This window comes from Acidovorax sacchari, assembly GCF_042847045.1.
GTDB classification, from domain to species: Bacteria; Pseudomonadota; Gammaproteobacteria; order Burkholderiales; family Burkholderiaceae_C; genus Paracidovorax; species Paracidovorax sacchari.
On the sequence record NZ_AP035783.1, the window covers coordinates 4,829,886 to 4,853,782 of the forward strand.

Here is a 23,897-nt window from a genome sequence, read left to right on the forward strand (position 1 = left end):
CCGCCGCGGCCAGCGCGCCGCCCTTCGCCGACGGCAACCTCGGGCTGTCGCACGACCCGCTGCCGCGCCCGCCGGGCTTCGCTGCGCCCGGGGAGGCCTCGCTGTCGCTCGGCATGGTGGGCAACTGCTCGGTCAGCGCGCTGGTGGACGCGAACGCCCACATCGTGTGGTGCTGCCTGCCGCGCTTCGACGGCGACCCGGTGTTCAACGCCCTCATCCAGCCCGGCGAACAGGGCAGCCGCTTCGCGATCGAACTGGAAGACCAGGTCGAGAGCCGCCAGTGGTATGAACCCAATACCGCGGTACTGCGCACGCGCCTGACGGACCGCTCGGGCAACAGCATCGAGGTGACCGATTTCGCGCCGCGCTTTTACGCACGGTCGCGCTTCTTCCGACCGATGCTGCTGGTGCGCCGCATACGCCCCGTGCAGGGATCGCCGCGCATCCGCGTGACGGCGAACGTGCGCTTCGGCTGGGGCAGCGAGAAGCCCGGCATCACGCGCGGCAGCAACCACGTGCGCTTCGTGGGCGCGGACCAGACGCTGCGGCTGAACACCGATGCGCCGCTCTCGCACGTGCTCTCGGGCCAGCCGTTCGTCATCTCGCGCGAGTACAACTTCCTGCTCGGGGCAGATGAATCGCTGCCCTTCGGCATCGCGGACACCGCACGCTCCTACGAGCAGGAGACCGTCGCCTACTGGCGCCAGTGGACGCAGCGCCTGGCGGTGCCGCTGGAATGGCAGGACGCCGTGATCCGCGCGGCGATCACGCTCAAGCTCTCGCTCTACGAGGACACCGGTGCGATCGTCGCGGCCATGACCACGAGCATCCCCGAATCCGCACACAGCGGCCGCAACTGGGACTACCGCTATTGCTGGCTGCGCGACGCGTTCTTCGTGGTGCGTGCGCTCAACAGCCTGTCCGAGACGGCCACGATGGAGGACTACCTGCGCTGGCTGAGCAACGTGGTGGCGGAGACCAGCAGCGGCCACATCCAGCCGCTCTACGGCATCGGCCTGGAGCGGGAATTGCCCGAGTACTTCGTGCCGCAACTGGCCGGCTACCGCGGCATGGGCCCGGTGCGCGTGGGCAACCAGGCGGCGGAGCATTTCCAGCACGACGTGTACGGCAACATCGTGCTCGGCGCGGCCCAGGCCTTCCATGACCGGCGCCTGCTGCATCCGGCCGGCCCGGCCGAGTTCGCGCGCATGGAGCAGATCGGCGAGCTGGCCGTGAAGGTATACGGCACGCCGGACGCCGGCATGTGGGAGCTGCGCACGCGCGCGCGGGTGCACACCTCCTCCGCGCTCATGAGCTGGGCCGCGTGCGACCGGCTGGCCAAGATCGCCGACTCGCTGCAGCTGTCCGACCGCGCCGGCTACTGGCACGGCCACGCACGGCGCATGAAGGACGAGATCCTGGAGAAGTCCTGGAGCGACAAGCGCCAGGCCTTCGCGGAAAGCTTCGGCGGCAGCGAGCTGGACGCCAGCGTGCTGCTGATGGCCGAGGTGGGCCTGATCGATCCGCGCGACCCGCGCTTCGTGAGCACCGTGGACGCCATGGAGCAGACGCTCTGCGACGGCCCCTACATGCGCCGCTACGAGGCCGCGGACGACTTCGGCAAGCCCGACACGGCCTTCAATATCTGCACGTTCTGGCGCATCGACGCCCTGGCGCGCATCGGCCGCCGCAGCCAGGCCCGCGAGATCTTCGAGGCCATGCTCGCCGCCCGCAACCCGCTGGGCCTGCTGTCGGAAGACACGCACGCGCAGACGGGCGAGATGTGGGGCAACTTCCCGCAGACCTATTCCATGGTGGGCATCATCAATGCCGCCATGCGCCTGTCGGCACCCTGGGACAGCGTGATCTGACAGGCACCCGCCTGGATTGAACAACAAGGAATCCCCATGAGCCGACTCGTCGTCATTTCCAACCGCATCGCCGATCCCCGCAAACCCGCCGCAGGGGGACTGGCCGTGGCCCTGGGCGAGACGCTGAGCCGCACCGGCGGCATGTGGTTCGGCTGGAGCGGCACCATCACCGAGGACGGCGTGCCCGGCGAGGGCAAGCTGCAGACGCGGCAGGCGGGCGGCGTGACGCTGGCCACGGTGGACCTGTGCCAGGAAGACCACGACAGCTACTACGCGGGCTACAGCAACAGCGTCCTGTGGCCGGTGTTCCACTACCGGCTGGACCTGGCCGATTTCAATGCGGGCTACATCGCGGGCTACCGGCGCGTGAACCAGATGTTCGCGCGCAAGCTGCTGCCGCTGCTGAAGGACGACGACATCCTCTGGGTGCACGACTACCACCTGATCCCGCTCGCGGCCGAGTTGCGCGCACTCGGCTGCAAGCAGCGCATCGGCTTTTTCCTGCACATCCCCGTGCCACCGCCGCTCATCATGGCGGCCATCCCGCAGCACGAATGGCTGATGCGCTCGCTGTTCGCCTACGACCTCGTGGGCCTGCAGAGCGAGGCGGACGTGTCCCACTTCACGCAGTACCTGAGGACCGAAGGCGGCGCCGAAAGCGTGGGCCCGCAGCGGCTGCGCGCCTTCGGCGGCACGGTGCAGGTAGGGGCCTTCCCGATCGGCATCGACGTGGACGAGTTCTCGCGCCTCACCGCCGCACCGGACGCCGTGCAGACCTACGAGGCGATGAAGAACGAGTATTCGCGCCGCCGCCTGCTGATGGGCATCGACCGGCTGGATTACTCCAAGGGCATTCCGCAGCGGGTGCGGGCCTTCCGCGAACTGCTGGCCCGCTATCCCGAGAACCAGCACAGCGCCACGCTCATCATGATCGCGTCCCCGACGCGCGACAGCGTGAACGCCTATGCCGACCTGCGGCACGAACTCGAGGGCCTGTGCGGAGCCATCAACGGCGACCACGGCGACCTGGACTGGATGCCCGTGCGCTACATCCACCGCACCGTGGCCCGCAAGCGCGTGCCCGGGCTGTGCCGGGCCTCGGCCGTGGGGCTGGTCACGCCGCTGCGCGACGGCATGAACCTCGTCGCCAAGGAATACGTGGCGGCGCAGGATCCGGAAGACCCGGGCGTGCTCGTGCTCTCGCGCTTCGCGGGTGCGGCGGAGCAGATGAAGGAGGCGCTGCTGGTGAATCCGTACGACACCCAGGGCATGGCCGACTGCATCCAGACCGCGCTGCGCATGCCGCTCGCGGAGCGCCAGCAGCGCCACCAGGCCCTGATGGACCGCATCCGCCGGCACGACATCCACTGGTGGCGGCGCACCTTCCTGGAGGCGCTGGAGAAGGCACAGGACTGAGCCGGCCCGCGGCACAATGCGCGCATGGCCCAAGGCAAACGCATCTCCGTGGACATCTCCGAGGACGCCCTGCAGGCGATCCGTGCCCTGGGCGCGGCGGCGAAGCAGGCGCGGCTGGCGGCAGGCGACGGCCAGGCCGCGGCCGCCGCGCGGCTCGGGGTGCATGTGCAGACGATCGGCCGTATCGAGTCCGGCGAACCCGGTGTCGCCATCGGGCACGTCATGGGCCTGCTGGCGCTCTACGGGGTCGCCGTCGCCGCCGGCACCCCGGCCGCCGGGCCCTGAGCCTGCGCTCAGCCGGCCATGGCGAGCGCCGCGTAATCGCCGATCTGGTGCCCCAGGCCGGCCGGCACCACCAGCACGCCGCCGGTGAGCGCGGGCAGGCGGCCCGACACTTCCGCCTGCAGCCGGGGCAGCAGGAAATCCTGGTGGTGCAGGAACACGCTCCCGCCGACGCTGATGCGCTGCAGGTCCAGGATGGCGACAAGGTTGTAGAGCATGCGGCCGAGCACGCGGCACATCTGCACCACGGCCTCGGCGGCGGCGGCATCGCCCTCGCGCGCGGCGCCGATCAGGCCGCCGGCATCGCGGCCCCAGCGGCGCGGGATGGCATTGCCCGCCACCAGCGATTCCACGTCGCCCACGTTGCCGCAGCCGCAGGTGGCCTCCGGCGGACCGTCGCTGGAAAAGCTGTGGCCCGCATGCCCCGCGTTGCCGTTCTTGCCGCGCAGCACGCTGCCGTCCACGCACAGGCCCACGCCGACGCCGGTGCTCCAGGTGACGTAGGCGCAGTGGTCCTGCCCCTGCAGCGCACCCCAGCGGCGTTCGGCCACCAGGGCCGCCACGGCGTCGTTCTGCACGTTCACGCGGCCCAGCGCCTCGGCCAGCGGGGCCTGCAGCGGGATGCGCGTCCAGTCGTTGGGCAGCAGGCTGCGGTCGGCCCCGGGCAGTCCTCCGCAGATGTTGGGGGTGGAGACCTCGACCATGCCGTCCTGCAGGACGAAGGGCCCGCAGCTCGCCACGCCGGTGGACTGCAGTTGCGCACGCGATATGCCGGCCTCGGCACAGGCCTCGTCCACCATGCGCAGGCACTGGCGCGCGAGCGCGTCGGGCGGCCCTTCCTTCACGGTCGGCTCGCTGCGCCGCGCCACGAGCGCGGCCCGGTCCGTTCCCGCGGGCGCCAGCGCCACCGCGACCTTCGTTCCCCCTATGTCGATACAAGCTCTCATCGCCACCTCGGTCGATCGGAAAAGGCGGCTCACCATGCCGGCGCCCGCCGCGAAACATCGAGCCGGCAGTATGGGCGCAACCGGCCGGCCTGCAGTGTAGGCCGGGGGCGCCCGGTGGTCACAGCGAGTAGCCGAGCATCATCGCCACGCCCGCCTCCTTGTTGGGGCGGTTGAAGCTCTCGCGCGTCAGGCGGCCCACCGGGATGGATATCTGGTCGTTCAGGAACCACTTCTTGTAGATGGGATCGATCTCGCGGCTGGTGTAGAGCTTGCCGAGCGTGCGGTCCACCACGGCCATGAGCGCGGTGTCGCTCTTGCGCGTCATGATGGCGTAGGGTTCCACGGACAGCGCGAAGTTGCCGAGCGCCAGGGCACCCTGCGCCTTGTTGCGGGCCACCAGGCCGAGCAGCAGCGAGTCATCCTGGGCGAATGCCTTCACCGTGCCGGCGCGCAGGGCCTTGAACGCCTCGTCGTTGTTGTCGAAGACCTTGACCGTGGCCTTCACCTCGTTCACGGTGAGCTGGGTGAGCAGCTTCTCGGAGGTGGATCCCTTGCTCACGGCCACCGTCATGCCGGCGAGGTCCTGCACCGTGTCGGCCTTGGTGCCCTTGGGCACGAGCACGCGGATGCCCGCCACGAACATGGTGGGGCCGAAGGCCACCCGCTCCTGCCGCGCCTTGGTGTTGGTGGTGGAGCCGCACTCCAGGTCGATCTCTCCCGTCTCCAGCTTCGGGATGCGCTCGGCGGCGCTCACCGTGCGGTACTTGACCTCCAGGTCCTTGAGCTTGAGCGTGTTCTTGATGTCCTCGACCACCGCCTGGCACAGGTCCACCGAATAGCCGGCCGCCTTGCCGCCGTTCTGGGCATCCACGAACGAGAAGGGCCAGGCCGATTCGCGCACCCCCAGGGTGATGGTGCGGGTCTGCTGGATGCGGGCCATCGTGTCGGCAGGCGCCTGGGCCAGGACGGGAGCGGAAAGGGCGGAAAAGGCCGCGGCGAGCGCCAGCAGCCGGAAAGAGCGGCGGATCATGGGAAAGGACCGGATCGAGGAGGAGGGAAGAAGGGAAGAGGAAGGGACGGTGGAGCCAAAAGCGAGGCAATCACTGTGCCAGGGAAAAACGCCGTGCATGTGACGCCCTTGCCCGTGCTCAGATCCACCGGGCGATCAGGCTGGCCACCGCGCTGAGCAGCAGGGTGCTGGCCAGGGGCAGGTGCCACTCGCGCCCGAAGAGGCGGAAATGGAAATCCCCCGGAAGGCGCCCCACGCCGAGCCGCTGGAGGAACGGCGCCAGCCCCTGGAGCAGCACCAGGGCGAGGAAGACGACGATGAGCCAGCGCAACATGCCGCGAGTGTAGGTGCAGAGCCGGCTGGCCGCATCCCCCCGGTGCGCCGGGACAACGGATGGGCGGGCCGGGTTTTCCGTGTGCGGGAATGCAGGCCGCCCTCAGAGCGAAGGCAGCACGCCGCTCACATGGTCCGAGAAGGCCTGCGCCAGCGGCGTTGCCCGCCCCTGGGCGAACGCCAGGCTGATGCCCAGCCAGGGCAGTTCCGGCAGGGCCGCATCGGCGGCCAGCACCTGCAGGTCGGGCGGCACCGCGCAGCGCGTGAGCACGGCCACGGCCGAGCCTGCACGCACCACTGCCGTCAGCCCGGTGAGGCTGCCGCTGGCGTAGGCCACGCGGTAGGCGCGGCCCTGGGCCTGCAGGGCATCGCAGGCCGCGCGGTGGTCCAGCACGTCGGGATCGGAAAGGGCCAGCGGCAAGGGATCCTGGTCCGCCACCGCCATGCCGGAGCTGGCCACCCAGACCAGGGGCTCGCGCCGCAGCGGCGCCAGCGTGCCGGGTGGCGGCGCATCGCCCCAGGGCAGCGAGACCAGGGCCACGTCGAGCGCGCGCGTGGCCAGGCGCTCGCGCAGGCGCGGCGTGGGTGCACATACCACGTCCACCCGGGCCAGCGGGTGCTGCTGCGCGAAGCCGCGCAGCAGGTGGGGCAGAAAAGCGGCAGCGTAATCGTCCGGGCAGCCCACCGCCAGTGCGCCAGCCAGGCCCGTACCAGCGAGGTCCGCCAGGGCCTCGTCATGGTGGTGCAGGATGCGCCGCGCATGCACCAGCAGGCGTTCGCCATGGCTCGTCAGGCGCACGCCGCGCCCCGTGCGGTGCAGCAACGGCTGGCCGCAGGCGCCCTCCAGGCGCTGCATCTGCATGCTCAGGGCGGATTGGGTGCGACCCACGCGCGCGGCGGCCAGACCCAGCGTGCCGGTCTGGGCCACGGCAGCGAAGCTGCGCAGCAGGTCGATGTCGAGGATGGACGGCAAGATGTCAAGAAAATTGATTTCAGATTTTAAAAGTATTCGTTTTACTGAAATCTGGCAAATCCCTAGAGTTTCCTCCAGCCCCCGCCCTTTCTTCCACCGCCTTTCCAGTCCGACAGGAGCCCCGCATGTCCCGCAACGAAGACCCCGATTTCTGGAACCGCGCCCGCCAGCACCTGGTGCGCTACGGCGGCAGCTTCGCCCCCATGGTGATCGAGCGCGCGGCCGGCAGCTTCGTCTACGACGCGGACGACCGGCCCATCCTGGACTTCACCTCGGGCCAGATGAGCGCCGTGCTCGGCCACTGCCATCCGGAGATCAGCGCCGTCATCGGCGACTACGCCCATCGCCTGGAACACCTGTTCAGCGGCATGCTGTCACGCCCGGTGGTGGACCTGGCCACGGCCCTGGCCGGCGTGGCACCCGGTGCCCTGGAGCGCAGCCTGCTGCTGACCACCGGCGCCGAATCGAACGAGGCCGCCATCCGCATGGCCAAGCTGGTCACGGGCCGGTTCGAGATCGTGGGCTTCGCCCAGTCCTGGCACGGCATGACGGGCGGCGCGGCCTCGGCCACCTACAGCGCCGGGCGGCGCGGCGTGGGCCCGGCGGCGGCAGGCTCGCTGGCCATCAACGCGCCCTTCGGCTTCCGGCCGCGGTTCTTCGACGCCAGCGGCGCCTACGACTGGCAGGCCGAGCTGGACTACGGCTTCGACCTGGTGGACCGCCAGTCCTGCGGCAGCCTGGCCGCCTTCATCGCCGAGCCCATCCTCAGTTCGGGCGGCATCATCGACCTGCCGCCGGGCTACCTGGCCGCGCTCAAGCAAAAGTGCGAGGAGCGCGGCATGCTGCTGATCCTGGACGAGGCGCAGACCGGCGTGGGCCGCACCGGCACGATGTTCGCGTGCGAGCGCGACGGCGTGGTGCCCGACATCCTGACCCTCTCCAAGACCCTGGGCGCCGGCCTGCCGCTCGCGGCCATCGTCACCACGGCCGAGATCGAGGAGCGCGCCCACGAGCGCGGCTACCTGTTCTATACCACCCACGTGAGCGACCCGCTGCCCGCGGCCATCGGCCTGAAGGTGCTGGAAATCGTGCAGCGCGACCGCCTGGCCGACCGCGCCCGGGTGGCCGGCGCACGGCTAGAGGCCGGCCTGCGCGCGCTGCAGGAGCGCTACGACTGCATCGGCGACGTGCGCGGCCGCGGCCTGCTGCTGGGCCTGGAGGTCGTGAAGGACCGCGCCACCAGGGAGCCGGCCGACGGCCTGGGCACGGCCATCACGCGCGAATGCATGCAGCTGGGCCTGTCGATGAACGTGGTGCAACTGCCCGGCATGGGCGGCGTGTTCCGCATCGCTCCGCCGCTGACGGTGAGCGACGCCGAGATCGACCAGGGGCTGGACCTGCTGGGCCGGGCGATCGCGCGCTGCGCTTGAGCCGGCATTGCAGGCAGGGCGGTACCCGCCCCTACCGCTGCACGCCCCAGCGCCGCACCGTGAGCCGCTCCAGCGTCTGGAAACCCAGCCCTTCCACCAGCAAACCGATCATGATCACGAGAACGAGCCCGGCGAACACCTTGTCGGTGTAGAGCTCGTTGCGGTTCTGGAAGATGTACCAGCCCAGGCCGCCCCGCCCCGACGAGGCGCCGAACACCAGTTCGGCCGCGATCAACGTTCTCCAGGCGAAGGCCCAGCCGATCTTCAGGCCCGAGAGGATGGCGGGCAGCGCGGCCGGCACGAGGATCTGCAGCACGTAGCGGATGCCCGTGAGGCCATAGTTGCGCCCGGCCATGCGCAGTGTCTCGGGCACGGACTGGAAGCCCGCATACGTGTTGAGCGCCAGCGGCCACAGCACCGAGTGGACCAGCACGAAGACGAGGCTGCCCTGCCCCAGACCGAACCACAGCAGTGCCAGGGGCAGCAGCGCGATGGCCGGCAGCGGGTTGAACATGGAGGTGAGCGTGCCCAACAGGTCGCGCCCGAACTGCGTGGAGACGGCCAGCGTGGTCAGCACGAAGGCACCCCCGATGCCGGCCAGGTAGCCCTTGAGCAGCACCGACAGCGAGATGGCCGTCTTCGCCACCAGCTCGCCCGACGCGAGCCCCTCGCCCAGCGCCCGCGCGGTCTGCAGGAAGGTGGGCAGCAGCAGGTCGTTGTTCTGCCAGCGCGCCACGAGTTCCCACAGCACGGCGAGCACCGCCAGGATGGCGAGGCGGCGCACGGCACCCTGCTGCCACACGCGGGTGGCCCAGGGCAGGGGCTGCTCGGGGGCGATGCCGTCCAGCGGCGGCAACGCATGTTCGACGTCCGGCCGGAAGGGCGGCTCGCGGCGACCGGCCGCCGCAGCCACGGCATGGGCTGCCGAGGGATGGAGAGGGGTCGGCGGGGTCATGTGGCGATCCGGAAGGGCAGCAGGTTGCCGGCGGGCTGCCGGCGGGCGGGCACAGCGGCACCGGGCACGGCCCCATCGCCCTCCTCCGGGTCTGGCTCATCGAACAACAGGCGATGGATGCGCTGTGCGGTGGCCTGGAATTCGGCGCCGCCCAGGCTGTGCAACCCGAACTGGTGGCTGTTGATCTCGGCGCGCAGCCGGCCCGGGTGGGGCGAGAGGATGGCGACGCGGCTGCCCACCACCAGCGCCTCCTCGATGGAATGGGTGACGAAGATCAGCGTGAAGCGGAACTCCTCCCACAGCGCCAGCAGCTCTTCCTGCATGCGGCGGCGCGTGAGCGCATCCAGCGCGGCGAAGGGCTCGTCCATCAGCAGCACGCGCGGCTGCATGGCGAGGGCCCGGGCGATGGCCACGCGCTGCTTCATGCCACCCGAGAGCTGGTGTGGATGCACATCGGCGAACTTCGAGAGGCCCACCTTGTCCAGGTAGAGCGCCGCGCGTTCGGCCGCCTCGGCACGTCCCGCGCGGCGCGCGGCGAGCAACGGGAACATCACGTTCTCGCGCACCGTCTTCCAGGGCGGCAGCTGGTCGAACTCCTGGAAGACGACCACGCGGTCCGGGCCGGGCTTCGTCACCGCCTGGCCGTCCAGCAGGATGCGCCCTTCACTGGGCGTGATGAAACCCGCGATGGATTTGAGCAGCGTGGACTTGCCGCAGCCCGAGGCGCCGAGCAGCACCAGCCGCTCGCCCTCGTGTACGTCGAAGCCCACGCGGTGCGTGGCGCGCACGGCGCGCTGCGGCGTGCGGTAGTCGATGCTCACGCCGTCCACGCGCAGCAACGGCGCTGCGGAGCCCGGGTGCGCGGGCACCTGCCCGGCCCCGGAAGCGGGCACCGATGCGAGCGCCCGGGCACGTGCGCGGGCAGGCGAAGGAGCAGGTGGCGATGAGGGCCAGGCCGGCGCGCCCTCCACTCCACCGGGCTCCGCCCAGAGGCCCCCGCCACCCATCTCGTCCTGCACACGCGCCAGCAGCGCGGAAGAAAGGCTTCCCATGCGTTTCATGCTGCGCTCCCCCGAAATCGCCGCCGGTCAGCTGCCGCGCGCGGTCAGCGCGTCGTCGAAGAAATAGTCCTTGAGCGCCTCGGGCCTGTTCCTGATCGCGCCCACGCGCTGCAGGAACTGCCCCAGGCCGAGCGTGTTCTCCGGCTGCACCTTGAACTGCACCTCGGGGTTCTGGATGATCTTGAGCAGCAGCGCACGGTCGGTTTTCGCGCCCGTCACCTTCAGGTAGACGTCGGCGGCCTTCCCGGGGTTCGCGGCGACGAACTGCGCCGCCTCGTTCAGCCCCGCGAGAAAGGCCTGGTAGGTCTTGGGGCTCTCCTTGCGGAATTTCTCGGTGGCGTAGAGCACCGTGGCGGACGCGGGGCCGCCCAGCACATCGTAGGAGTTGAGCACGATGCGGGCATTCGGATTGCCGGCCAGTTCCTGCTCCTGGAACGGCGGGTTGCCGAAGTGGCCGGTGATCTCGGTCCCGCCCTTGATGATCGCGGCGGCGGCATCGGGGTGCGGCACGGCGACCTGGAGCTTGTCGAGGCGGTTGAACTCCTTGTCGCCCCAGAGCCTGGCGGAGGCGTACTGCAGCACGCGGGACTGCACCGATACGCCCACCGCCGGCACCGCGATGCGGTCCTTGTCGGTGAAGTCGGCGATCGTCTTCACGGCCGGGTTGTTGCTGACGAGGTAGTACGGGAAGTTGCCGAGCGAGGCCACGCCCTTGACGTTCTGGCGCCCGCGGGTGCGGTCCCACAGCGTGAAGAGCGGCCCCACGCCAGCCCCCGCGATGTCGATGCTGCCCGAGAGCAGTGCATCGTTCACGGCGGAGCCGCCCGACAGCTGGAGGAATTCGACCTGGATGTCCACGCCCGCGGCCTTGCCGTGCTTCTCGATCAGCTTCTGGTCCTGCGCCACGTTGAGCAGCAGGTACACGATGCCGAACTGCTGGGCGATGCGCAGCCTGCCTTCCTCGGCCCGGGCCATGCCGGGTGCCGCCAGGCCCCCGGCCATGAGACCGGCTGCCGTGGCGAGGGTGGCGGCCTTGCGCACGAAGGCGCGGCGCAGGAGGGAGACGTTGGTGGAACGTGGCATGGATCAGGCTTTCCAGTGGATTTCAAAAATGAAGGTGCGCGTGCTTGTCGAGAGGCCGCGGAGCAGGCCAAGCCAGCAGACGCCGCGGAACGGGCTTTGCCCGGCCACCGGCGGCCAGCCCCCTCGCCAGAGTCGAGGGGCGTTCGCCCCGTCCATGCCCGCGCAGGCGGGCATGGAGCCGCGGGCCTCACCCCCTCCCACGCGCAGCGTGAGAGAGGGGGTGAAGGCGCGCAGCGCCTCAGGGGGGGGCTTCCTATTACAGGGGGAGGTCCCCTTCCACCGTCGTGCGATAGAGCTTGCGGCGCTCGCTGTCCGGCGTGCCCGCGGCCAGGTGCTGCACGGAGCGGTTGTCCCAAAACACGAGGTCGTGCGGCTGCCACACGTGGCGATAGACGAATTCCGGTTGCACGGCGGCGGCGAAGAGTTCGGCCAGCAGGCTGCGGCTTTCGTCCTCGGGCAGGCCGACGATGCGGGTGGTGAAGTGCTCGTTCACGAAGAGTGCGCGGCGCCCCGTCTCCGGGTGCGTGCGCACTACCGGGTGCACGGCGGGTGCCACCTCGGCGATTTGCGCGGCCGTGAGAGCGGGGCGCCAGGGGCTGCGCGCGCGCAATTCCTCGTACTTGGCCAGGTAGCTGTGCTCGGCCCGCAGCGGGGCGATGGCACGCCGCAGCGCTTCGGGCAGTGCGTCGTAGGCCGCATGCTGGTCGGCGAACAGCGTGTCGCCGCCCTCGCCGGGCAGTTCCTGCGCGTGCAGCAGCGAACCCAGGCTCGGCCGCTCCTTGTACGACAGGTCCGAATGCCAGTAGTGGCCGGCATCGCCCAGGCCGATGGGCTGGCCGCTGGCGTCCTTGATATTGGAGACGATGAGGATTTCCGGATGGTCCGCCAGCTGGAAGTTCTTCAGCACGTGGATCTGCAGTGGCCCGAAACGGCGACTGAAGTCGATGTGCTGGCGCGGCGTGATGCGCTGGTCGCGGAAGACCACCACGTGGTGGTCAAGATGGGCCTGGTGCAGCCGCGCGAAATCCGCATCGCCGAGCGGGCGCGAAAGATCCAGACCCAGCACCTCGGCACCTAGCGGCGCGCCGGCCAGCGGGCGGATCTCGAAGCCTTGCGGCGGTGCGTCACCCGACGGGAACGGAAGCACTTCGGCGGCATGGGACAGGACTGCGGACATGGCGTGGGATCTCCAGGTGGCACCCGCCGGAAACGCACCGGGCGGTGGGCGGCGAGCGGTTCATGGCTACTCTATGCACGACCGTTCATGCCTGGAACGAATGGTTTGTCAGTTGTTTACTACCAAAACAGCTAAGACCCCCTCCGATCTACTGCACGAGGCCCTGTGCCAATCAGTGCCTCCCTTCTTTACCGAAATGCCCTGGCGCCCCCGCTCATCCGCCATCGGCCTTCCAAACACCGGCTTTTCAGCACGCTTCAGCCCGTTTCAGCAGCATTCACGGTGCCTTCAGCCGAAAAAGCGGAGAACCCGGCAAGAATCCACTTGCCCATCCACGAAAGGGATCGGCACATCATCAACATATCGGAGGGATGAAAATGACGACGTATGTGATTCAAAGCCTGCAGAACACCAGCCTCTGCATTGGCGTCACCAGTGCTGCCGCCGGCTCCCTGGTGACTTTGCAGACCCTCTCGGGGGTAGGCAACAAGAACTCCCAGTGGACGATGGACCCCAACTCCGGCGTCATCGCCCTGGCGACGGACAGCAATCTGGTGCTGGACATCCAGGGTTACGATGGTCAGAAGGGCCAGGTCATCGTGGCCAATTACGTGCTCGGTCGCTCGAGCCAGACGTGGAACTGGGTCGGCAGCCCTCCCAACATTTCCAACAACCAGTATCCGCAAATGGTGCTGGACAACTCCCAGGGCACTGCCGCGCCGGGCAACCCGATTCTGATCTGGCCGAACAATGGGGGAACGAACCAGAAATGGAGCTGCCTGGCGGTGCCGGCATTGCAGCGCTCGCTCGAAACAGCTTGAGCACAGAAGCCGGGACGGCCGCCAGCCTTGAACTCGAGCGACCGCATACGGACCCGGGGCCATTCAGCCATTCAGAGGTGGCGCTGCGGTCCTCGCGCGCAAAGCCGGAGCGCTCCACCGTCCTGACCGCGTTGCGACGACCTCTGCGGAATGGAGAGCAAGCGGTCAGGCCACCACGATGCGGCAACCCGCCGCCTGCAGCGCCGAGAACCCGGGCAGCGCGCGGGCGCCCGCATCGGTCACCAGCGTGCCTACCTCGGCCAGGCCCGCGTACACCACGCGGCTCGACTGCCCCACCTTGCTGTGGTCGGCCAGCAGCACCAGTTCCTGCGACTGCCCGGCCATGGCGCGGGCGACGGCCGCCTCGTGGTGCTCGAAGCTGGTGGCGCCGCCGTGCACGCTGATGCCCACGGGCGAGAGCAGCGCCACGTCGGCGCGGTAGCGGTGGATCTCGGCCACGGTGGTGTCGCCATGGGTGGCCTGCACGGCCGGGTCGGTGCGCCCGCCCAGCAGGATCACGTCGTTGCGCGCGCTGCGTCCGGCATCGGCGGCGGCCAGCTTGAGCGCCACGTTCAGCCCGTTCGTGATGACGGTCAGGCCCGACAGGCTCGACAGCTCTTCGGCCAGGATGGTGGTGGTGCTGCCGGCGTCCAGGAACAGCGTCTGCCCCGGCTGCACCAGCTGCAGCGCGGCGCGGGCGATGGCCCGCTTCTCGCGCGCGCGCACGGCCTGGCGCACGGCCAGCGGGGGCTCGGGCTCCGGACCCTGGACCACCACGCCGCCGTGCACGCGCCGCAGGACGCCCTGCGACTCCAGCGCCAGGATGTCTCGGCGCACGGTCTCGCGCGACACGTCGAGGTCGAGGGCGATGCGTTCGGTGCTCACGCGAGAGAGCGTGGACAGCAGCGTGCGGATGCGGAGGAATCGTTCTTCTTGCAGCATGGGAGCGATGTTATGCAGGTCTTGCGCGCGCGGTGCGGCGCTGCGTGGACAAGTGCAGCAGCAGCGCCAGCGAGCCCACCACCGCCATGATGCAGGTGGAGAACGCGGCGGCCTGCGAGGTGAGCCCCGCCTCGTCCAGCCGCATCACCGTGACCGCGCCCATGGGCAGCGAGGGCGTGACGAGGAAGATGACGGCCGAGAGGGTGACCATGGAGCGCATGAACAGGAAGGCCAGCACGGCCAGCAGCGTGTGCCGCAGCGCCGGCAGGTACACGTCGCGCAGCACGCGCGCGGTGCCGCCGCCCAGCACGGTGGTGGCGTCCTCCAGCGTGGCGGGCACGTGGCGCATGCCGGTCATCATGGTCATGAAGCCCTGCGTGTGATAGTGGTAGTAGTTGCACAGCGCCAGCAGCACGGCCGTGCCGTACAGCATGCCCCAGGGCCAGGTGGCGCTGTTGAAGGTGAACACATAGGCCAGCCCCAGCACGAGGCCGGGCACGCCCACGGGCAGCGCCGACAGGGCCGTGGCCGCGCGCGCCAGCCGCCCCGGCATGCGCCGGATGCCGAAGCACAGCACGAACAGCATCGCCGTGCCCAGGCAGGCAGCCAGGGCCGACACCCACACCGAGGTCCAGAGCGGCGCGTAGCCGCCCGCGATGGTGATGTCGTAGTGCTTGAGCGTGAGATCCAGCCGGTACGGCCACAGCCGGATGAAGCTCGCCAGGACCACCGTGAGCACCAGGGCCGCGATGCCGCCCGCGATGGCCATGCAGGCGAAGAAGAACGCGGCATCGCGCCCCGGGCGGCGCACGGGCGTGGGCGGCAGGGCCGACTCGGCGCCCGCGCCGGCACGCTGCGCGGCCACGCGCTCGATGAACACCGACAGCGCCGCCGGCGCCAGCAGCAGGATGCCCACCACCGCGCCCATGCCGAACTTCATCTGCCCGCTGACCTGGTTGTAGATCTCCGTGGCCAGCACGGCGAAGTCGCCGCCGATGACCACGGCGTTGCCGAAGTCGGTGATGGTGATCGTGAACACGACGAAGCCCGCGCTCAGCAGGCCGTAGCGGGCCTGCGGCAGCGTGATGTCCAGGAACTGCCGCCAGGGCGTGGCACCCAGCACCTCGGCCGCGTCGTACTGGCGGGCGTCGCCCTGGCGCAGCGCGGTGCGCACGATCAGCACGGCCTGCGGCAGCGCGTAGAGCACGTCGGCGATCAGCAGGCCCCAGAAGCCGTAGATTTCGGGCCGCACGCCCAGCATCTTGCCCACGATGCCGTTGCGCCCCAGCAGGAAGATCAGCCCCAGGCCCAGCACGAGCGAGGGGGCCAGCATGGGCAGCGCCAGCGCCCCGGCCACGAAGCGGCGCCCTGGCATGCAGGTGCGCTCCAGGCCGTAGGCCACCACGAAGGCCAGCACCAGGGTGACCAGCGTGGTGGCGCCGCCCAGCAGCAGGCTGTGGCCCAGCGCCCGCCATACGCCGGGAGTGTCCAGCAGCGCCAGGTAGTTGCCCCAGCCGATGCCGCCGCCGTCCTGCACCAGGCTGCGCCAGGCGATGACGAGCATGGGCATGCCGAAGAACAGCACCAGCGCCGCCAGCGGCAGCACCAGGCAGGCGCGCAGCAGCCAACGCTCGCCCGCGTGCATGGGCGCGAGCTGCGGGGTGGAGGTCGCCGCGCTCATGCCTGCACCCAGGCGCAGTCCTGCGCGTTCACGGAGACGTCGACGGGCTGGCCCGTCTCCCAGGTGCCGGCGCTGCTCGATTCGGCCAGCAGGTCCAGGCCGTTCCAGTGCAGCTGCACGCGCTGGATGCTGCCCAGGAAGGTGGTGCCGGTCACCCGGCCCGCGCCTTGGGGACTGGGGTCAATGCGCAGCCGTTCGGGGCGGATGCACAGCAGCGCGGAGCCGGCGGCCATGTCGTGCGGCGCCTCGCCCAGGGCGGGCAGGAGCTGCCGCGCCTGCGCGGGCGACAGCAGGTTGCTGTGTCCCATGAAGTTGGCGACGAAGCGCGTGCGGGGCGTGAGGTACAGCTCGCGCGGCGAGCCCGCCTGCGCGATGCGGCCGCCCTGCATGCACACGATGCGGTCGGCCATGGCCAGGGCTTCCTCCTGGTCGTGCGTGACCATGATGGTCGGAATGCCCAGCCGGCGCTGCACCTCGCGCAACTCGTGGCGCAGATCGGCGCGCACGCGCGCGTCCAGCGCCGACAGGGGTTCGTCGAGCAGCAGCAGCGAGGGGTTCACGGCCAGCGCCCGCGCGATGGCCACGCGCTGCTGCTGGCCGCCCGAGAGTTGCGCCGGGTAGCGCGCGCCGAAGTCCGCCAGCTTGACCATCTCCAGCAGTTCGGCCGTGCGCGCGGCGACCTGCGCGGGCGGCGTGCTGCGGATGGCGAGGCCGTAGCCCACGTTCTGCGCCACCGTCATGTGCGGGAACAGCGAGTACGACTGGAACACGATGCCGAAGCCGCGGTCGCGGGCGGGCAGCGTGGCCAGGTCGCGCCCGCCCAGCGCAATGCTGCCGCCGTCGCCCGGCAGCAGCCCGGCGATGATGCGCAGCAGCGTGGTCTTGCCACAGCCGCTGGGGCCCAGCAGGCACACGAACTCCGATGCGCCCACGGTGAGGTTGATGCGTTCGAGCGCGACCTGGCCGTCGAAGCTCTTGTGCAGGTCGGTGATCTGCAGGGACATGGTGTGCTTGCCTGTGGTGCGTGGGGTGCGTGGGAATGAGGTCAGCGGCCGATGGTCTTTTGCCAGGTGCCCAGGATGGCATCGCGGTCCTTGGCGGATTTGGCGAAATCGACGGGGTAGAGCACCTTGGAGAGGTCTGCGGGCAGGCCCGCCGCCGCAGCGGCCTTGGATTGCGGCACGCCGGGCACGGTGACGATTTCCTTGTACTTGGTGTAGAGCTGCGCCGCGTGGGGCGAGAGCATCCAGTCCAGGAACCGCTTGGCGTCGGCCTTGTTCTTCGACGCGGCCATCAGGCCGGAAGCCTCGAGCTCGTAGCCCGCGCCGTCGCTCGGGATCACCATCTTGATCGGGTAGCCATCGTCCACCGACTGCATGGCCGCGAACGCCAGCGAGGTGCCGATCGCGAACTCCCCGGCGCGCGCCGATTTGCAGGGGCGCGAACCCGACTTGATGTACTGCGCCACGTTGGCGTCCATGGCCTTGATGAGCTTCCAGCCCTCCTCGTTGCCGCGCGACTGGATGATCGCCGCGATCTGCAGGTAGCCCGTGCCCGAGGACACGGGGTTGGGCATGACCACCTCGCCCTTGTAGACGGGGTTGGCAAGGTCTTTCCACGAGGTGGGCATGGGCAGCTTCTTGGCCTTGAGCACCTCGGTGTTCACGCAGAACGCGGCCATGTAGCCCGTGGTGGCGAACCATTTGCCATCGGCGGCCTTGTCCTTGGCGGCCAGCTTGTCGCTGCCCTTGGGCTGGTAGGGTTCCAGCAGCGCGGTGATGCGGGGGTCCAGCGTGTTGGTCAGGGCCCAGCCCCAGATCACGTCATGCTGCGGATTGCCGGCCTCGGCCAGGATGCGCGCGCCCAGGTCGCCCGTGGAGAGGCGCAGCACCTTCACGTCCACGTCGGGCAGGTCCTTCTTGGCCGCTGCGAGGTATTCCTTGATCTCGTCTTCTTCCAGGGCCGTGTAGGCGGTGACGGTGCCCGCGTGGGCGCCGGGCCAGCCGCAGGCCAGCGCGCCCAGCACGGGCAGCAGGCGCAGGGCGGCGAAGAGAGGGGAGCGATTGCGCATGAATTTCTCCAGAACGGTGCGGGGCCAGACAACGGTGCGGAATCGCCGCGGGCCGGCGGTACCGATTCACCAGGATTGTGCGTTTTATTGCACTTGTGCAAATTATTGTTTTTGCACGAAAATCCACAAGCACTAAATATGCCAACCCCGGCCGCACTGCCTGCCGGTTCCCCTCCCCTCCTTTCCTGGACTTTTCCATGAACACTCCGGTCACCCCTTCTTCCGCTCTCGCATCCCTGGCCCAGGCCATGGCCGACGCGGCCCGCGTCCCTTCGCTGCGGTACTTCCGCACCCGGCTGGATGTCCTCACCAAGGCGGACGAAAGTCCCGTCACCGTGGCCGACCGCGAGGCCGAGCTGGCCATGCGCGCGCTGCTGCGGGCCCAGGCGCCCGCGCACGGCATCCTGGGGGAGGAACATGGCCGCGAGCGGCTGGACGCCGAGTACGTGTGGGTGATCGACCCGATCGACGGCACCAAGAGCTTCATCACCGGATCACCCCTGTGGGGCACGCTCATCGCCCTGCTGCACCATGGCCGTCCGGTGCTGGGCCTGATGGACATGCCCGTGCTGGGTGAGCGCTGGCTCGGGCTGGCCGGCCAGGGGACGCAATGCAACGGCCAGCCGGTGCAGGCCAGCGGCTGCGCGCAGCTGGCGCAGGCACGCATCTACACCACGTCGCCCGATGCCTTCGCGGCCGAGGACTGGCGGCGCTTCGACGTGCTGAGCCGCGCCTGCGCCCTGCGGCGCTTCGGCGGCGACTGCTACGCCTACGCCCAACTGGCGTCCGGCCATGTGGATCTGGTGGTGGAAGCGGGCCTGCAGCCCTACGATTATCTGTCGCTGGTCTGCCTGGTGGAAGGGGCGGGCGGCCGCATCACCGACTGGCAGGGACGCGCCCTGACGGTGGAATCGGACGGGCGCGTGGTGGCCGCCGCCACGCCCTCGCTGCATGCCCAGGCACTGGAGAGCCTGGCCACGCCGTGAGCGGCCGGCCGAGTGCTCAAGCGAGTCAGAGCCGATGCGTGCGGTCGCCGCGCGCAAAGCCCAACGGCGTCCACACCGGCACGCCAGTGCCCACGGCCAGCACCTTGAAGAGCTCGCCCATCTCGTGCTCCATCATGAGCTTGGCGGCCTGCGCGCGCTCCGCCTGCGGCAATGGCTCCAGCAGCGCGAGCAGGCCGCAGTTGATGAGGAAGTGCGCCTGCGTGGTGTAACCCAGCACGTCCAGCCCCGCCTCCTGCGCGGCCACGGCCATGGCGGTGAAGTTGACGTGGGCGGTGATGTCCTTCGCGCCCACGCCGGAGAGCGGATCGGAATCGACCTGGTGGGCCCGGTGGCACACCAGCGTACCCATGTGGCGCTGCGGGTGGTAGTACTCGGCCTCGGGGAATCCGTAGTCGATGAGGAAAGCCGCTCCGCGCGCGAGGCGCTGCCCCAGCATGCGCAAAAAACCCTCGCCCTGCGCGTGGATCTCGGTCAGGTAGTCCTGCGGGCCCTCGGGCTCGACGGGCGGGCGCAGGGCCGTGGGGCGGTCCTCCCAGGCGAAGCGGGGGACGCCGCCGTCAGCACCTTCGACGACCACGCCGCGCTCGTGCCACGTGCCACCTTCCGCCCCGCCGTGGCGGGCCAGCAGCTGGACCGGCATGGCGTCGAGCACCTCGTTGCCCACCACCACGCCCTCGATGCGCTCCGGCAGGGCCTGGGCCCACTGCACGCGGTCGCCCCAGGGCGCGAGCCGCTCGCGCTGGCGCTGGCGCAGGCTGCCCGACAGGTCCACGATGGTGTAGCGGCGCACGCGGTCGCCCAGCGCCTCCAGCAGTTGGGCGGCCAGCGCGCCGGAGCCGGCGCCGAACTCCCATACGTCGTGCGTGTCGGTGGCGTCCAGCGCCTCGCGCACCTGCCGCGCCAGGGCCTGGCCGAACACGGGGGACATTTCCGGCGCGGTCACGAAATCGCTGCCGGACTGCGGCAGGGCACCGAACTTCGGCAGCGCGTTGGCGTAATAGCCCAGGCCGGGCGTGTAGAGGGCCCATTCCATGAACCGGTCGAAGCCGGTCCAGCCGCCGGCCTCGGCGATGCCATCGGCGATGCGCCGGGCCAGGGCGCTCGATAAACTGGGGGGCTGTTCTGTCGTCGTCACGACCCGATTGTCCCCCATGCCCTCCTCCGCTTCCCTCCGTACCGTGCTGGTCACCGGCGCCGCCCGGCGCCTCGGCCGCGAGATCGCCCTGGCGCTCGCCGCCGCGGGCTGGCGCGTGGCCGTGCATTACCGCGGCTCGCGCGAGGATGCCCTGCGCACCGCCTCCGACTGCGCCGCGCTCACGCCGGGCAGCGCCGCCTTCGATGCCGACTTCCACGACGAGGCCGCGGTGCGCGCCCTGCTGCCGCGCGTGGCCGCGGAACTCGGCACCGTGGATGCCGTGGTCAACAGCGCATCGCTCTTCGAGCACGACAATGTGGCGAGCTTCGGCTTCGATGCGCTCGAGAAGCACCTGCGCAGCAACACCGCCGCGCCCATCCTGCTGGCGCAGGCATTGCATGCGCACCTGGCCTCTCGCGACGACACACCAGGCCACCACCCGCAGGGCGCCGTCGTGAACCTGCTCGACCAGAAGCTCTGGAACCCGAACCCCGATTTCCTGAGCTACACGCTCTCCAAGGCCGCGCTCGAATCGGCCAACACCCTGCTGGCGCAGGCCCTGGCCCCGCGCGTGCGCGTGGTGGGGGTGGCGCCCGGGCTCACGCTCACCAGCCACATGCTGTCCGACGAGAAATTCCGCGAACTGCACCGGCAGAGCCCCCTGGGCCGCTCCTCCACGCCCGAGGACGTGGCCGCCGCCGTGCGCTTCGCGCTGGAGAACCGCTCCATCACCGGCACCACGCTGCTGGTGGACGGCGGTCAGCACCTGATGCGCTTCGAGCGCGACTTCTCGCTCATGTGAGGCGCGGCGCGCAGGCCCCGCACCCATCCCCTTCATCGCTTTTTCTTCAGCCACCATGCCCATGCACCCCGACGGCGGCCTCCAGATCCTCACGCTCACCGGTTTGCGCTTCGACGCCAACCTGGGCATCCTCGACCATGAGAAGACCGCGCCCCAGCCCATCCAGGTCGACGCCGAATTGAACCAGGGCCGCCAGCCGCTGCTGCCGCACGACGACGACATCGGCCACGTGCTGGACTACCGCAAGGTGCGCCAGATCATCATCGACGAATGCACGGCAGAACACGTGAACCTGCTGGAGAGCCTGATCGGCAAGCTCACGCGCCGCCTGATGCAGCTGCCCGGCGTGCTCGGCGTGCGCGTGAAGATCGCCAAGCTCGAAATCTTCGACGACTGCGAGGTAGCGATCCGGATGGAGTGCGGGGAGTGGTGACCCCGGCGGCCTGACCTTCAGCAGCAGCGGCCGATGCGCCCGTTGCCGCCATAGCGCGCGTCCTGGCGCTCCCGGAAGAACTCGGCGTAGCTCATCACGGGTTCTCCGGGATGCGTGCGCTCGCGGTGGGTCAGGTAGGCATCGTAGTCGGGCAGGCCCACCATGAGGCGCAGCGACTGCGCCAGGTAGCGCCCGCCCGTGGCGACGGCTTGCACGGCCCCGCGCGCGGCCTGCAGCGGCCGGCCCGCGGCGCTGCGGGCGCCGCTTCCGTTCCCGCTGCCGTCGGCCGCCGGACTCACCGCGCGCCCTCCGGCAGGGCCTCGAACGGGGTCTCCTGCGCCGTGGGACGGTTGGCGGCGCGGGCCTGCAGGCAGGCGCGCACGCTGTAGACCAGCACGCTCAGCACCACGAAGATGAACAGCGCGCACAGCCCGGCGTTGATGCGGTCGTTGAGCACGATGCGCGACATGGCCTCGGCCGTCTTGGCCGGCGCGATCACCGTGCCCTGGGCGATGCCCTCGGCGTACTTCGCGGCGTGCGACAGGAAGCCGATCTTCGGGTCGGCCGAGAAGATCTTCTGCCAGCCGGCCGTGAGCGTGCACGCCAGCAGCCACGCGGCCGGGGCGATGGTCACCCAGGCGAAGGCCTCGCGCTTCATGCGGAACAGCACCACGGTGCCCAGCATCAGCGCCACGGCGGCCAGCATCTGGTTGGAGATGCCGAACAGCGGCCACAGCGTGTTGATGCCACCCAGCGGATCGACCACACCCTGGTAGAGGAAGTAGCCCCAGGCGCCCACGCACAGCGCGGTGGCGACGAGGTTGGCCGGCAGCGAGTCGGTGCGCTTGAGCGCGGGCACGAAGCTGCCCAGCAGGTCCTGCAGCATGAAGCGGCCCGCGCGCGTGCCGGCGTCCACCGCGGTGAGGATGAAGAGCGCCTCGAACAGGATCGCGAAGTGGTACCAGAAGGCCATCATGGTCGGCCCGCCCACCACCTGGTGCAGGATGTGCGCCATGCCCACGGCGAGCGTCGGTGCGCCGCCGGCGCGGCCCAGGATGGTGTGCTCGCCCACGTCCTTCGCGGTCTGCACCAGCATGTCGGGCGTGATCACGAAGCCCCAGGTGGAGAGCGTCTGCGCCACTGCCTCGGGCGTGGTGCCCACGAGCGCGGCGGGGCTGTTCATCGCGAAGTAGATGCCGGGGTTGATGCACGAGGCGGCCACCAGCGCCATCACGGCGACGAAGGATTCGGCCAGCATGCCGCCGTAGCCGATGTAGCGGGCATGGGTCTCGTTCTCCAGCATCTTGGGGGTGGTGCCCGAGGAGATCAGCGCGTGGAAGCCCGAGACCGCACCACAGGCGATGGTGATGAAGAGGAACGGGAACAGGCTGCCCGACCACACCGGGCCGTTGCCCTGCGCGAACTGCGTGATGGCCGGCATCTCCAGCGTGGGCGCCACCACCACGATGCCGATGGCCAGCGCCACGATGGTGCCGATCTTCAGGAAGGTGGAGAGGTAGTCGCGCGGCGCCAGCAGCAGCCACACCGGCAGCGAGGCGGCGACGAAGCCGTAGCCGATCAGCATCCAGGTGAGCGTGGTGCCCGAGAAGGTGAACATCGGCCCCCAGGTGGGGTGCGCGGCCACGGCCTGTCCGCCGAAGATCGCGGCCATCAGCAGCACGAAGCCGATGACGGACACCTCGGCGATGCGGCCCGGGCGCAGGAAGCGCAGGTACACACCCATGAAGAGCGCCACGGGAATGGTCGCCGCCACGGTGAACGCGCCCCAGGGCGATTCGGCCAGCGCCTTGACCACGATCAGCGCCAGCACGGCCAGGATGATGATCATGATCATGAAGGTGCCGAAGAGCGCGATCAGCCCCGGCACGGTGCCCATCTCCTGCTTGACGAGGTCGCCCAGCGAGCGGCCGTCGCGCCGCGTGGAGATGAAGAGCACGATGAAATCCTGCACCGCGCCCGCGAACACCACGCCTGCGAGCAGCCACAGCAGGCCCGGCACGTAGCCCATCTGCGCGGCCAGCACGGGGCCCACCAGCGGCCCCGCGCCCGCGATGGCGGCGAAGTGGTGGCCGAACAGCACGTGCTTGTTGGTGGGCACGTAGTCCAGTCCGTCGTTGTGGCGCCATGCCGGCGTGGAGCGCCTGGCGTCCAGCCCCAGCACGCGCTGGGCGATGAACAGGCTGTAGTAGCGGTAGGCGATGAGATAGACGCAGACCGCCGCGACGACGATCCAGAGCGCGCTGACGGCCTCGCCGCGCGTCAGCGCGACGGTGCCGAGCGCCCAGGCGCCGAGCACGGCGATGCAGAGCCACACCAGGTGGCGGCGGATGAGGGGCATGGGACTTGTCTCCTGAATGCGGGATCGGCCCCGGTGGTCCGGGGGCAGGCCAGTATCCCGGTCAGGGGCGCCGCGCGCATCCGCCCTGCCACGTAGGCGGCCCGGGTGG

23 protein-coding genes are annotated in these 23,897 nt (G+C 70.0%); 8 read left to right on the top strand and 15 right to left on the bottom strand.

Annotated features, from left to right (window positions below; all coding sequences use genetic code 11):
* Nucleotides 1–113: 113 nt before the first annotated feature.
* From ACGHC0_RS21355 to ACGHC0_RS21365, 3 genes are read left to right on the top strand one after another with little or no spacing between them, the layout of a single operon-like run.
* Complete coding sequence (locus ACGHC0_RS21355; protein ID WP_415268443.1) at nt 114–1,871, top strand: glycoside hydrolase family 15 protein; 1,758 nt, start codon at nt 114–116, stop codon at nt 1,869–1,871.
* Nucleotides 1,872–1,907: 36 nt separating this feature from the next.
* Nucleotides 1,908–3,287, top strand: coding sequence for an alpha,alpha-trehalose-phosphate synthase (UDP-forming) (otsA, locus tag ACGHC0_RS21360; RefSeq protein WP_368352842.1), 1,380 nt, complete (start codon nt 1,908–1,910; stop codon nt 3,285–3,287).
* Between the two features lie 24 nt (nt 3,288–3,311).
* The gene (locus tag ACGHC0_RS21365; protein ID WP_415266685.1) at nt 3,312–3,572 is read left to right on the top strand and encodes a helix-turn-helix domain-containing protein; all 261 of its coding nucleotides are present in this window, start codon (nt 3,312–3,314) and stop codon (nt 3,570–3,572) included.
* 8 nt (nt 3,573–3,580) lie between these two features.
* Here the strand turns inward: ACGHC0_RS21365 and ACGHC0_RS21370 are convergent, their stop codons facing one another.
* The 4 genes from ACGHC0_RS21370 to ACGHC0_RS21385 all read right to left on the bottom strand — a co-directional run bounded on the left by ACGHC0_RS21370 (nt 3,581) and on the right by ACGHC0_RS21385 (nt 6,831).
* On the bottom strand, nt 3,581–4,516 hold the full coding sequence (locus tag ACGHC0_RS21370; RefSeq protein WP_415268444.1) for an ROK family protein: 936 nt from the start codon (nt 4,514–4,516) through the stop codon (nt 3,581–3,583).
* A gap of 118 nt (nt 4,517–4,634) precedes the next feature.
* The gene (locus tag ACGHC0_RS21375; protein WP_415266686.1) at nt 4,635–5,546 is read right to left on the bottom strand and encodes an amino acid ABC transporter substrate-binding protein; all 912 of its coding nucleotides are present in this window, start codon (nt 5,544–5,546) and stop codon (nt 4,635–4,637) included.
* Nucleotides 5,547–5,664: 118 nt separating this feature from the next.
* Nucleotides 5,665–5,859, bottom strand: coding sequence for a DUF2905 domain-containing protein (locus ACGHC0_RS21380; RefSeq protein WP_013596459.1), 195 nt, complete (start codon nt 5,857–5,859; stop codon nt 5,665–5,667).
* 102 nt (nt 5,860–5,961) lie between these two features.
* Nucleotides 5,962–6,831, bottom strand: a complete 870-nt coding sequence (locus tag ACGHC0_RS21385; protein WP_415266687.1) for a LysR family transcriptional regulator — start codon at nt 6,829–6,831, stop codon at nt 5,962–5,964.
* 125 nt (nt 6,832–6,956) lie between these two features.
* On the opposite strand from ACGHC0_RS21385, the gene ACGHC0_RS21390 reads away from it, so the two are divergent.
* Nucleotides 6,957–8,261 carry an aspartate aminotransferase family protein gene (locus tag ACGHC0_RS21390; protein WP_415266688.1) on the top strand — a complete coding sequence of 435 codons (1,305 nt, stop codon included), beginning with the start codon at nt 6,957–6,959 and terminating at the stop codon, nt 8,259–8,261.
* Between the two features lie 31 nt (nt 8,262–8,292).
* Here ACGHC0_RS21390 and ACGHC0_RS21395 read toward each other — a convergent pair whose 3' ends face one another.
* The 4 genes from ACGHC0_RS21395 to ACGHC0_RS21410 form a co-directional block, all read right to left on the bottom strand.
* On the bottom strand, nt 8,293–9,216 hold the full coding sequence (locus ACGHC0_RS21395) for an ABC transporter permease (RefSeq protein ID WP_415266689.1): 924 nt from the start codon (nt 9,214–9,216) through the stop codon (nt 8,293–8,295).
* Nucleotides 9,213–10,223: an ABC transporter ATP-binding protein gene (locus tag ACGHC0_RS21400; RefSeq protein ID WP_415268445.1), complete on the bottom strand. Its 1,011-nt coding sequence runs from the start codon at nt 10,221–10,223 to the stop codon at nt 9,213–9,215. Before ACGHC0_RS21400 ends, ACGHC0_RS21395 begins: the two co-directional genes overlap by 4 nt.
* Nucleotides 10,224–10,304: 81 nt before the next feature.
* Entirely contained in the window at nt 10,305–11,360 is a 1,056-nt protein-coding gene (locus ACGHC0_RS21405) for an ABC transporter substrate-binding protein (protein ID WP_415266690.1), read from the bottom strand.
* A 256-nt stretch (nt 11,361–11,616) separates the two neighbouring features.
* Nucleotides 11,617–12,537, bottom strand: a complete 921-nt coding sequence (locus ACGHC0_RS21410; RefSeq protein WP_415266691.1) for a TauD/TfdA dioxygenase family protein — start codon at nt 12,535–12,537, stop codon at nt 11,617–11,619.
* A gap of 377 nt (nt 12,538–12,914) precedes the next feature.
* On the opposite strand from ACGHC0_RS21410, the gene ACGHC0_RS21415 reads away from it, so the two are divergent.
* On the top strand, nt 12,915–13,358 hold the full coding sequence (locus ACGHC0_RS21415) for a ricin-type beta-trefoil lectin domain protein (RefSeq protein ID WP_368352851.1): 444 nt from the start codon (nt 12,915–12,917) through the stop codon (nt 13,356–13,358).
* A 165-nt stretch (nt 13,359–13,523) separates the two neighbouring features.
* Here ACGHC0_RS21415 and ACGHC0_RS21420 read toward each other — a convergent pair whose 3' ends face one another.
* From ACGHC0_RS21420 to ACGHC0_RS21435, 4 genes are read right to left on the bottom strand one after another with little or no spacing between them, the layout of a single operon-like run.
* A complete protein-coding gene (locus ACGHC0_RS21420; RefSeq protein WP_415266692.1) occupies nt 13,524–14,300 on the bottom strand; it encodes a DeoR/GlpR family DNA-binding transcription regulator in 777 nt (258 codons plus the stop codon).
* Nucleotides 14,301–14,310: 10 nt separating this feature from the next.
* Nucleotides 14,311–15,981, bottom strand: coding sequence for an ABC transporter permease subunit (locus ACGHC0_RS21425; protein WP_415266693.1), 1,671 nt, complete (start codon nt 15,979–15,981; stop codon nt 14,311–14,313).
* Nucleotides 15,978–16,985 carry an ABC transporter ATP-binding protein gene (locus ACGHC0_RS21430; protein WP_415266694.1) on the bottom strand — a complete coding sequence of 336 codons (1,008 nt, stop codon included), beginning with the start codon at nt 16,983–16,985 and terminating at the stop codon, nt 15,978–15,980. Before ACGHC0_RS21430 ends, ACGHC0_RS21425 begins: the two co-directional genes overlap by 4 nt.
* Nucleotides 16,986–17,026: 41 nt before the next feature.
* The gene (locus tag ACGHC0_RS21435; RefSeq protein ID WP_415266695.1) at nt 17,027–18,052 is read right to left on the bottom strand and encodes an ABC transporter substrate-binding protein; all 1,026 of its coding nucleotides are present in this window, start codon (nt 18,050–18,052) and stop codon (nt 17,027–17,029) included.
* Between the two features lie 197 nt (nt 18,053–18,249).
* Here ACGHC0_RS21435 and hisN point away from each other — a divergent pair, with 197 nt between their 5' ends.
* Nucleotides 18,250–19,038 carry a histidinol-phosphatase gene (hisN, locus tag ACGHC0_RS21440; RefSeq protein WP_415266696.1) on the top strand — a complete coding sequence of 263 codons (789 nt, stop codon included), beginning with the start codon at nt 18,250–18,252 and terminating at the stop codon, nt 19,036–19,038.
* Nucleotides 19,039–19,063: 25 nt separating this feature from the next.
* On the opposite strand, the gene ACGHC0_RS21445 is transcribed toward hisN, so the two are convergent.
* Nucleotides 19,064–20,212 (bottom strand): class I SAM-dependent methyltransferase, encoded by a 1,149-nt coding sequence (locus ACGHC0_RS21445; protein WP_415266697.1) that lies wholly within the window; start codon nt 20,210–20,212, stop codon nt 19,064–19,066.
* On the opposite strand from ACGHC0_RS21445, the gene ACGHC0_RS21450 reads away from it, so the two are divergent.
* Together ACGHC0_RS21450 and ACGHC0_RS21455 are read left to right on the top strand one after the other, a co-directional pair.
* Entirely contained in the window at nt 20,211–20,996 is a 786-nt protein-coding gene (locus ACGHC0_RS21450) for an SDR family oxidoreductase (RefSeq protein WP_415266698.1), read from the top strand. The genes ACGHC0_RS21445 and ACGHC0_RS21450 overlap by 2 nt on opposite strands.
* 61 nt (nt 20,997–21,057) lie before the next feature.
* Nucleotides 21,058–21,429, top strand: a complete 372-nt coding sequence (locus ACGHC0_RS21455; RefSeq protein ID WP_041827603.1) for a dihydroneopterin aldolase — start codon at nt 21,058–21,060, stop codon at nt 21,427–21,429.
* A 17-nt stretch (nt 21,430–21,446) separates the two neighbouring features.
* Here the strand turns inward: ACGHC0_RS21455 and ACGHC0_RS21460 are convergent, their stop codons facing one another.
* Nucleotides 21,447–21,644 carry a YbdD/YjiX family protein gene (locus ACGHC0_RS21460; protein ID WP_041828234.1) on the bottom strand — a complete coding sequence of 66 codons (198 nt, stop codon included), beginning with the start codon at nt 21,642–21,644 and terminating at the stop codon, nt 21,447–21,449.
* Between the two features lie 80 nt (nt 21,645–21,724).
* Nucleotides 21,725–23,788, bottom strand: coding sequence for a carbon starvation CstA family protein (locus ACGHC0_RS21465; RefSeq protein ID WP_415266699.1), 2,064 nt, complete (start codon nt 23,786–23,788; stop codon nt 21,725–21,727).
* Nucleotides 23,789–23,897 lie beyond the last annotated feature (109 nt).